General features: G+C 73.8%; 8 protein-coding genes. 3 read left to right on the top strand and 5 right to left on the bottom strand.

The genetic code is table 11. The features are described 5' to 3' along the window. From DZG00_RS07745 to DZG00_RS07755, 3 genes are all read right to left on the bottom strand, one after another. The coding region (locus tag DZG00_RS07745) for an MMPL family transporter (RefSeq protein ID WP_147359951.1) at positions 1-2,341 on the bottom strand (2,341 nt) is incomplete at its 3' end. A gap of 61 nt (positions 2,342-2,402) precedes the next feature. Continuing rightward, positions 2,403-2,981 carry a TetR/AcrR family transcriptional regulator gene (locus tag DZG00_RS07750; protein ID WP_119382274.1) on the bottom strand — a complete coding sequence of 193 codons (579 nt, stop codon included), beginning with the start codon at positions 2,979-2,981 and terminating at the stop codon, positions 2,403-2,405. A gap of 82 nt (positions 2,982-3,063) precedes the next feature. Continuing rightward, positions 3,064-4,218 carry an SLC13 family permease gene (locus DZG00_RS07755; RefSeq protein WP_119382275.1) on the bottom strand — a complete coding sequence of 385 codons (1,155 nt, stop codon included), beginning with the start codon at positions 4,216-4,218 and terminating at the stop codon, positions 3,064-3,066. Between the two features lie 165 nt (positions 4,219-4,383). On the opposite strand from DZG00_RS07755, the gene DZG00_RS07760 reads away from it, so the two are divergent. After that, positions 4,384-4,572, top strand: coding sequence for a hypothetical protein (locus tag DZG00_RS07760; RefSeq protein ID WP_119382276.1), 189 nt, complete (start codon positions 4,384-4,386; stop codon positions 4,570-4,572). A 43-nt stretch (positions 4,573-4,615) separates the two neighbouring features. Here DZG00_RS07760 and DZG00_RS07765 read toward each other — a convergent pair whose 3' ends face one another. Next, positions 4,616-5,845, bottom strand: a complete 1,230-nt coding sequence (locus tag DZG00_RS07765) for a mechanosensitive ion channel family protein (protein WP_199688940.1) — start codon at positions 5,843-5,845, stop codon at positions 4,616-4,618. Between the two features lie 207 nt (positions 5,846-6,052). Here DZG00_RS07765 and DZG00_RS07770 point away from each other — a divergent pair, with 207 nt between their 5' ends. Next, a complete protein-coding gene (locus tag DZG00_RS07770) occupies positions 6,053-6,712 on the top strand; it encodes a hypothetical protein (protein WP_233550098.1) in 660 nt (219 codons plus the stop codon). 23 nt (positions 6,713-6,735) lie between these two features. Here the strand turns inward: DZG00_RS07770 and DZG00_RS07775 are convergent, their stop codons facing one another. Further along, a complete protein-coding gene (locus DZG00_RS07775) occupies positions 6,736-8,118 on the bottom strand; it encodes a glucose-6-phosphate dehydrogenase (RefSeq protein WP_119455508.1) in 1,383 nt (460 codons plus the stop codon). A 57-nt stretch (positions 8,119-8,175) separates the two neighbouring features. Between DZG00_RS07775 and DZG00_RS07780 the strand changes: the two genes are divergently transcribed. Next, on the top strand, positions 8,176-10,010 hold a 1,835-nt coding region (locus DZG00_RS07780; protein ID WP_233550099.1), incomplete at its 3' end, for a glycoside hydrolase family 15 protein.

Below are 10,010 nucleotides of genomic sequence, written 5' to 3' on the forward strand. Positions count from 1 at the left end.
CGCCCAGCGTCGCGCCGACGAGCCGCCGGTCGGCGACGTCGCCCTCGACGAGCACGAGGGATCCGGCGGGCGCGTTGAGGTCGACGGGCGCGAGCCGGCGGCCCGGCACCCCGACGACGAGGCGCTCGGCCGCGACGGCGGCGCCGGACGCGTGGGCCCAGTCCACGTCGTCCTGGTGCTCGCGGAGGCCCTCGCCCTCGATGTCGACGTCCGGCAGGATCCGGTCGAGCCAGCGCGGGATCCACCACGCGCGCTTCCCGAGCAGCGCCATGGCGGCGGGCACGAGGGTCATGCGCACGAGGAACGCGTCGAAGAAGATGCCGACGGCGAGGCCGAGCGCGATGGTCTTGATGACGCCGGCGCCCTCGGGCACGAAGGCCGCGAAGACGAAGAACATGATGAGCGCGGCCGCCGTCACGACGCGCGCGGCCCCCGAGAAGCCGGTGACGATGGCGCGCTTCGCGTCGCCGTGGTGCACGAAGTCCTCGCGCATCCCGGAGACGAGGAACACCTCGTAGTCCATGGCGAGCCCGAACAGGATCGCCATGAGCAGGATCGGCATGAAGCTGAGGATGGGGCCGGGCGTCACGCCGAGCACGTCGGCGAACAGCCCGTCCTGGAAGATCAGCACCACGGTGCCGAACGACACGATCACGCTCAGCAGGAAGCCGACCGCGGCCTTGACGGGCACGAAGATCGAGCGGAACACGATCATCAGCAGGATGATCGAGAGCCCCACCACGACGATGCCGAACGGCACGAGCGCGTCGTCGAGCCGCTGCGAGATGTCGTTCTGCACGGCCGTGGTGCCCGTGACGGAGACGCGCGTGTCGTAGCGGTCGTGCAGCCCGGGCGCGAGGTCCCGGATGGACTGCATGAGCGCCGTCGTCTCCGCCGACTCGGGCGCGCTGTCGGGCACGACCTGGATGATCGCGGTGTCGACCGACGGGTTCGGCGTGCCGGTGCCGACGAACGCGACGTCGTCGAGCCCGCGGATCTCGTCGCCGATCTGCCCGAGGACGCCGATCGGGTCGGTGGTCTGGGTGATGTCGACGAGCACGACGAGCGGCCCGTTGTGCCCCGGGCCGAACGCGTCCGAGACGGTGTCGTACGCGACGCGGCTGGTGGATCCCGCGGGCTCGGTCGCCCCGCTCGGCAGCCCGAGCTGCAGCTGCGACGCGGGCACGGCGAGCAGGCCGGCGATGCCGACGACGATCACGACGGGGATGATCGGCACCTTCGTGACGATCGCCACCCAGCGCGCGCCGAGCGTCCGCTGCGTGCCCTCGGCCTGCGCCTTCGCGCGGCGCGCGGCCCGCGAGCCCTCCTTGGGTCGGAGTCGCTCGCCGGCGAAGCCGAGCATGGCGGGCAGCAGGGTCGTCGCGACGCCCATGGCGAGGAGCACCGCGAACGCCGCACCGAGCCCCATCACGGTGAGGAAGGGGATCTGCACCACGAGCAGGCCGAGCAGCGCGATGATCACGGTCACGCCCGCGAAGATCACGGCGCTGCCGGCCGTCGCCACCGCGGTGGCGGCCGAACGCTCGACGGGCATGCCGTTGGCGAGCTGCGTGCGGTGCCGCATCAGGATGAACAGGGCGTAGTCGATGCCGACCGCGAGGCCGATCATCACGGCGAGCAGCGGCGACGCGCTCGAGACGGTGACGAACCTCGAGGCGGCGAGGAGCGCGCCCGCGGACGCCGCGACGCCGACCAGCGCGCCGATGAGCGGCAGCCCCGCCGCGAGCATCGACCCGAAGGTGAGCACGAGCACGAGGCCCGCGAACAGCACGCCGAACGCCTCGGTCACCGTCACGCCGTAGTGGATGTCCTGGAAGACCTGGCCGCCGAACGAGACGGTCAGCCCCGCATCCGTCGCGGCCTCCGCCGACTCCTTCAGCGCGTCGAGCGTCGCGGTCGTCACCTGGTCGCTCTGCCCGGAGAACTGCACGGTCGTGATCGCCACGGTGCCGTCGTCGGACACCGCGTCGGTCGCGTACTCGGAGAACGGGGACAGCGCCGTCTCGACGCCGGGGACCTCGCCCGCGGCCGTCGCGGTCGCCTCGATGGCGGCCTTCTCGGCCTCGTCCGTGACCTTCGCGCCCGCCGGCGCCTCGGTCACGATCTGCGCGCTCGCGCCCGCGGCCTGCGGGAACACGGCGCCCAGGCGGTCGATGGCCTCCTGCGACTCGGTGCCCGGGATCGAGAACGACTCCTGGGTCTTCCCGCCGAGCGCGAGGCCGCCGCCCAGCAGGATGCCGAGGACGAGGATCCACGCGGCGACGACGCGCCACGGGTGGAGGAACGAGATCCGGCCGAGCCGGTACAGAAGCGTGGCCATGGGCGGGTGGCTCTCCTTGCGTGGGACGTGCGCGTGGGGACGTGCTGGTGCGGTGCGGGGATCAGGCGGAGCGGGTGCCGAGGGGGGCGAGGAGCTCCCCCACGACCACGACGAGAGCAGCCCTGATCTCGTCGTCGGGCAGCGGTTCGTTGGTGGACCAGTCGTCGCTCGCGGCGAGGATGTACGCCGCGCCGCCGAGCGCCACGCCGAAGCGCAGCTGGTCGAGGGTGCTGTCGAGCGCGCCGGCCGTCTCGCCGAGCGTGCGCACGAGGTCGTTCGCCCGCTCGATCACGGCGAGGTGCCCGAGCGAGCGGCCCTGCGTGATGAACAGCGCCACCTCGTGCCGGTGCAGCAGGAGGAAGTCGATGAAGCGCTCGACGAACCGGCTCCGCGCGTCGGCGTCGCCCTGGATGGAGTCGGCCCGGTCGATGATCTCGGCGAGCGCGTCGATCGTCGGCTCGAGCAGGGCGTCGAGCAGCGCCTCCTTGGAGGCGAAGTGGTAGAGCACGCTGGACTTCGAGTAGCCCGCCTCGTCCGCGATCTGCTGCAGCGAGGTCGCCTGGAAGCCGTCGCGGGCGAAGCGCGCCGCCGCGATGGGGCGGAGCTCGTCGCCGGCGGAGGCGCGGGGGGTGCGGGTCACGCGGAGAGCCTATGCCGACCGATCGGTCAGGTCCTGCACGATCGGTCAGACTGCCAGCCGCCTGACAGCTGCGGGCGCCGGGTCAGCGGGTGAGGACGAAGGCGAGCATGGCGAGGCCGACCGTGAGCGGCGCGACCACGAGGCCCAGCAGCACGTAGCGCGACCACCGGATGTGCACGCCCATGCTGACGAGCCGCTCGTGCCAGAGCAGCGTGGCGAGCGAGGCCCACGGCGTGATGAGCGGGCCCGCGTTGACGCCCACGAGGATCGCGACGAGGCGCTCCGGGGATCCCGGGACGGGCTCGAGCGCGAGGTACGCCGGCAGGTTGTCGATGGCGTTGGCGCTCAGCGTCGCGACGCCGGCGAGCCGGAACAGCGCGGCGGCGTCCTGGCCCTGGCCGGAGACCGCGGCCATCACGGCGGTGAGCCCGAGCGACTGCGCCGCCTCCATCACGATGAACAGGCCCGACGCGAACACCACGAGCTGCCACGGCAGCAGCCCGAGCCGGAGGACCCGCGGACGGCGGACGGCCGTGAGGATCGCGAGCACGACCGCCGCGGCGAGCGCGGGGATCCAGACCTCGACGCCCGAGACGAGCGCCGGCACCAGGAGCCCCACCACCACGGCGCTGCCCCCGAGCAGCACGCGGTCGGTCGGCGCGGTGGGCGGCCCGACCTCGTAGCGCGTGAAGAGGTCCCTGCGGTGGATCACGAGGATCGCGAGCACCGGGACCGCGATGGCGACGAGCGCGGGCGCGACCGTGAGCGCCGCGAACCCGGCCGGGCCCAGCCCGCCGAGCTCGTGCTCCGCCAGCAGGTTGGTGAGGTTGGAGACGGGCAGCAGCAGGGACGCCGTGTTCGCGAGCCACACCGTGGTGAGCGCGAACGGGAGCGGCGGCAGCCCGCAGTGCCGCGCGAGCACGACGACGACGGGCGTGAGCAGCACCGCGGTGGTGTCGAGCGACAGGAAGATCGTGCAGAGGCAGGCGAGCAGGACGGTCGCGAGCCAGAGCGCCCAGGTGCGTCCGCGACCGAGGCCCGCGGCGCGCTCGGCGATCCAGGTGAACAGGCCCGCCTCGCTCGCGAGCTCGGTGACCACCGTGATCGCGACCACGAAGAGGAGGATCGGCCAGACCCGCTCGTACAGCACGCCGAGGTCGTCGAGCGGGAGGGCTCCGGTGGCCACGGCGACGGCGCCGACGACGAGGAGCACCACCCCGATGAGGGCTGTGCGCACGGGCGCCTCCTGTCTGATCCGCGATCACTGTACTCATCGCCCGCCGGGAGCCCGCGCGGGCTGCGGAAACGGGACGTCGCGCGCGACGGGACGCCGCCGCCCGACCACGCGCCGTCGGTCGCGGCGGTCGGATCCCGGTACCGTGGAAGCACACTGGGAGGTGTCATGCGCAAGTACATCCTGAACGGCAGCGTCCTCAGCGCCCTCGTCGGCGGCTGGAGCACCATGCAGACGACCCGTCGGGGTCCGCGCGACTGGAAGCTCGGCCTCATGTGGCTGAGCTGGGCCATCACCGTGGCCATCGCGGTCGGCACCGTCATCGAGGACTCTCGCGACGGGCAGCTGGGCAACTAGCCGCCCACCCCTTCCGACGCGCACGGCCTCCGGGGCGTGCGCGTCAGTCGTGCGTGCGCCAGCGGTCGCCGTCGACCTCGAGGTCGATGCGCTCCTCCGCGGGCACGGTCGAGATCGGCCCGGTGAACAGGCCCGCGCGGGTATCGCCCTGTGCCGTGCCCGAGAACAGCCCCGTCGGCTCGGCCTCGGCCGCCCGCCGTCCCGCGCGGGGCGCGTCGGCGCGCTCGTGCGGGTCCACCATCTGGACGCGCGTGCGCGGCAGCGACTGCGGGCTGTGCTCGTGCAGGAACGCGACGAGCCGCTCGCGCACGAGGCAGCGCAGGTCGAACAGGGTGGGCGCGTCGACCGCGGAGACGAGCACGCGGATCCGCACGTAGCCGCCGACCGCGTCGGTCACCTGGAGGACGGACACGCGGCCGTCCCAGAGGTCGGTCGTGGCGAGCACGCGGTCGAGCTCCTCGCGCATGCTGGCGGGCGTCGCGCGCCAGTCGAGGTCGAGCTCCACGGCGCCGAGGAGCTCCGACTTGGTGCGGGTCCAGTTCTGGAACGGCGTGGTCGTGAAGTAGGTGGACGGCAGCACCATGCGCCGGTCGTCCCAGATGTGGACGACCACGTAGGTCAGCGTGATCTCCTCCACGCGGCCCCACTCCGTCTCGACGATGACGACGTCGTCGACCCGGATCGCGTCGCTGAAGGCGAGCTGCATCCCGGCGAACACGTTGGCGAGCGTCGACTGCGCGGCGAGGCCCGCGACGATCGAGACGAGGCCGGCCGAGGCGAGGACGCTCGCGCCCGCGGTCCGTGCGCCCGGGAACGTGAGCAGGATCGCGCCGATCGCCACCACCACGATCGCCACGACCGTGAGCCGCCGGATGATGAGCACCTGCGTGCGCACGCGACGGGCGACCCGGTTGTCCGCCACGTCGACGCGGTAGCGGCTGAGCCCGAGGTCCTCGAAGAAGATCGCGAGCGCGCACACGAGCCAGGCTGCCGCCACGATGGTGATCACGTGCAGCAGGTGGTCGAGGCCGTCGCGCACCTCGCCCGGCGCGACCGAGGCGCGGAGCGCGATCCACACCGCCACCACCACGAGCAGCACGCGGAACGGACGTCGGGCGCGGGCGACGAGCTGCGCCGCCCACTCCCGGCGCCGGGCGACGACGCGGACGCCGAGCGCGACCACGGCGGTCACGACGAGGGCGGCGGCCACGGCGGCGAGCAGCGTGACGGTCACGGCGACGGCGGGCACGGCGAGCAGGGCGGGCAGGTCCACGGATCCTCCAGGGGGTCGGGGCGGACCGCGCTGTCCCGGGCGTCCAGTCTCGCAGGCGCTCCGCTGGCATGGGCGAGCAGCCGCGTGGGCGGGGGCGCATCGCGGCACCCCCGCCCCGGGATCACCGGCGTGTCGCGGGACGGCCCGGGCGTGTCGCGCACGATGATGGTCTCGATCGCGGCGGTGCGATCGGGGAGGCCGTGGATCATGTTCCGGTGGCGCAGAGGCAAGTCCGTCCCGACCGAGGCCGCGCCCGCGGCGCCCGACGCGAGGTCCACCACGAGGACCGCCGAGCGTGATCCCGCCGCCGGACCGCCGGCTCCCCCGGCGCCCGCCGTCTCGACGGCCACCGGCGAGCTGGCCGCGATCGCCGCCCGCCTGCACGGCGGCCCGGTGCGCCCGACCCACGTCCCCGCGCACAAGGCCGTGCCCGGGGAACCCCCGACCCGCACGGCGACCGCCGACGACGACGTGCGCACCGCGCCGGACGCCGATCCCCAGCCCGACATGCGCCCGCTCGCCCTCATCGTGCAGGCCGCGCTCGCGCACCACTTCGGCCCCGACGGCGCATGGGCGCTCGTCCGCCGCACGCCCGACACCACCGCCGGCTTCTTCGACGAGCTGATGACGGCGCACATCGCGCGCGACGTGGCGCTCGCCCTCGGCGCCTCCCCCGCGACGGCCGCGCTCCCCCTGGAGGACGCCCGGGCGGCGGGATCCGTCGCGCGCGACGACGCCGTGCGGCAGGACGCGGTCGTCCGCGAGCTCGCCGTGTTCGACGAGGATCCGCTCGACGACGTGATCGCCGAGCTGGTCGGAGCCCCCCGCCGCGTCCCCGCGGCGCTCCGGGCGGTGCGCAGCGCCTAGCGGTCCGCCGCCACGCGCGGCCCTCAGGCCTTCGGCGCCACCTGCGGGCCGTCCCACGGACCCGCGGATCCCGCCGGGTACTCCTCCAGCGGCACCTCGCCCGCGCGCCATGCGGTGATGACCGGCTCCACGATGCGCCAGCACTCCTCGGCCGTGTCGCCGCGCACGGAGAGGCCCTCGTCCTCCGAGATGATGCCGTCGATGACCTGCCCGTACGGCGGCAGGTCGCCCGGGTCGAACGCGGTGACCAGCTCGGCGCGGTCGATGACGTCCGGGTCGGCCGGCCCGTTGACGTTCAGCTCCAGATGCAGCTCGTCGGGGGCGATGAGGATGCGGATCCGGTCGGGCTCGTGCGCGCCGTGCAGCCCGGTGGGCACGTGCGGCGCGGGCTGGAAGGTCACGACGATCTCGCGCCGGTGGTCCTTGAGCGCCTTGCCGGAGCGCAGCCGGAACGGTACGCCCGCCCAGCGCCAGTTCGCGATCTCGACCGTCATCTCGGCGAGCGTCTCCGTGCCGCGGGCGGGATCCACGCCCGCCTCGTCGGCGTAGGCCGGGAGCTCGCGCCCCTCCACGTCGCCCGCCGAGTAGCGCGCGCGCCGCGACGACGCCACCGGGTCGCCGCCCCACGGGCGGGTCGCGCGGAGCACGAGCGCCTTCTGGTCGCGCACGTCGCGCGCGTCGGTGGTGGCGGGCGCCTCCATCGCGAAGACGGCCATCACCTGCAGCAGGTGGCTCTGGATCATGTCGGCCAGCGCCCCCGCGCCGTCGTAGTAGCGGGCGCGGCCCTCGAGGGCGAGCTGCTCGTCGTAGACGATCTCGACGCTCGCGATGTGCTGCGCGTTCCACACGGGCTCGAGCAGCCGGTTGGCGAAGCGGAGGCCGAGGAGGTTCCGCACCGTCGACCGGCCGAGGAAGTGGTCCACGCGATGCGTGCGCTCCTCGGGCACGAGCGTCGCGAGCAGCCGGTTGAGGGCCTGCGCGCTCGCGAGGTCGGTGCCGAACGGCTTCTCCAGCGACAGCGACGTGCCCTCGGGCAGCGTGATCCGGGTCATGGCCTCGCACGCCCGCTCCGTCACCGCGGGCGGCAGGGCGAAGTACACGGCGGGCGCCGCCTCGCACGCCGCGAACAGGCGCTCGAGGTCGGCCTCGGCCGTGACGTCGGCGGCCTGGTACGTGGTGCCCGCGAGCACGCGGTCGACGGCCGGCCCCTCGGCGCCGAGCGACGCGAAGGACGTGCGGACGACCTCGCGCCAGCGCTCGTCGTCCCACTCCTCGGTGCCCGCGCCGACCAGCTGGAGGTCGAGGTCGGGGCGATGGGCGAGGAGCTCGCCGAGGCCGGGCAGGAGGAGGCGCGCGGAGAGGTCGCCGCTGGCGCCGAGGATGAGGAGCGTGTGGGTCGCGGGCATGCGGCCAGGCTACGCGCGGCGACAGGGAGCCGTCAGCGCCCCGTGGGACCATGGCGCATGGCCATGCGCATCGAGGACTACGCACTCATCGGGGACTGCCACACGGGAGCGCTGGTCGCCCGCGACGGCTCGATCGACTGGCTGTGCCTGCCGCGGTTCGACTCCGCATCCATGTTCGGCGCGCTCCTCGGCACCGACGAGCACGGCTCGTGGCGGCTCGCACCCGCGCACCCCGACGCCTCCGTGGCGATGCGCACCTACCTCGGCAACACCTTCGTCCTCTGGACGAGGTGGGAGACGCCCGAGGGCGCCGTCGAGGTCACCGACTTCATGTCGATGGGCAACCGCCGGGCCGACGTCGTGCGACGGGTCCGCGGCATCAGCGGCACCGTGAGGATGCAGGGCGACCTCCGCCTGCGCTTCGGCTACGCGACGGCGCTGCCGTGGGTCCGCAAGCTCGACGACGGCGACCCGCGCCTCGTCGCGGTGGCCGGCCCCGATGCCGTCGTCGTCCGCGGCCCCGAGCTCACCGCCACGAACCACCACCACGGAGTGGCCTTCGACGTCAGCGCGGGCGAGACCGTCGACCTCACGCTCACCTGGTACCCCTCGCACCGCAGCGAGCCGCCCGCATTCGACGTGGACGCCGCCCTCGAGCACACGACCGAGTGGTGGGAGTCGTGGGCCAGCTCCATCGAGCACTCCGGCCCCCACCAGGCCGCGGTCCGCCGCTCGCTGCTCGTCCTCCGGGCGCTCACGCACGAGGACACGGGCGGTATCGTCGCGGCCGCGACCACGAGCCTCCCCGAGCAGTTCGGCGGATCGCGCAACTGGGACTACCGCTACGTGTGGCTGCGGGACGCGTCGCTCACCCTCGAGGTGCTGCTCGCCCACGGCTTCGACGACGAGGCCGACGAGTGGCGCACCTGGCTCCTGCGCGCCATCGCGGGCGATCCGGGCGACGTGCAGATCATGTACGGCCTGGGCGGCGAGCGCTACCTCCCCGAGCGCGACCTCGAGAGCCTCCCCGGATACCAGGGGTCGGGTCCCGTGCGCGTCGGCAACGGCGCCTTCGAGCAGTACCAGGCCGACGTCATCGGCGAGGTGATGCTGGCGCTCCAGGCGGCGCGCGACGCGGGCGTCCGCGAGACCGAGTTCTCCTGGCCGCTCCAGCGCGCCCTCATCGGCTTCGTCGAGGACAACTGGGAGCGGCAGGACAGCGGCATCTGGGAGATCCGCGGCGCCGAGCAGCACTTCACGCACTCGCGGGCGATGATCTGGGCCGCGCTCGACGCGGCCGTCCAGGGCGTGGAGCGGCACGGGCTCGACGGTCCGGTGGAGCAGTGGAAGGACCTGCGCGACCGGGTGCGCGACGAGATCCTCGACCGGGGCGTGGATCCCGCGACCGGCGCCTTCCGCCAGCACTACGGCACGACCGAGGTGGACGCCTCGCTCCTGATCCTCGCCCAGGCCGGCTTCTGCGCCTACGACGACCCGCACATGCTCGCCACGGTCGAGGTCATGGAGCGGTCGCTGATGCACGAGGGCTTCCTGCTGCGCTACGACACGAGCGCCGGGGTGGACGGCCTGCCCGCGGGCGAGTACCCGTTCCTCGCCTGCTCGTTCTGGCTGGTCGAGCAGTACGCCCGCTCCGGTCGCGAGGCGGACGGCCGCGAGCTGATGGACCGGCTGGTCGCCCTGTCCAACGACGTCGGCCTCCTCTCCGAGGAGTACGACCCGGTCGGGAGGCGCCAGGCGGGCAACGTGCCGCAGGCGCTCTCGCACCTCGCGCTCGTCCGGGCGGCGGATGCGCTGGAGGCCGCGGCCGCCGCGCATCCCGACGACCTCGAGCGCGCGCACCAGGACGGCAACGCCGCCCTCGCGCACGCCGA

The sequence above is a fragment of the Clavibacter lycopersici genome, from assembly GCF_003576405.1.
GTDB classification, from domain to species: Bacteria; Actinomycetota; Actinomycetes; order Actinomycetales; family Microbacteriaceae; genus Clavibacter; species Clavibacter lycopersici.

What these genes read in the sequence shown, in the direction of transcription:
- DZG00_RS07760 (WP_119382276.1), top strand. Translation starts at nt 4,384, where the DNA reads ATGCGCAAGTACATCCTGAACGGCAGCGTCCTCAGCGCCCTCGTCGGC.
- DZG00_RS07770 (WP_233550098.1), top strand. Translation starts at nt 6,053, where the DNA reads ATGTTCCGGTGGCGCAGAGGCAAGTCCGTCCCGACCGAGGCCGCGCCC.
- DZG00_RS07775 (WP_119455508.1), bottom strand. Translation starts at nt 8,118, where the DNA reads ATGCCCGCGACCCACACGCTCCTCATCCTCGGCGCCAGCGGCGACCTC.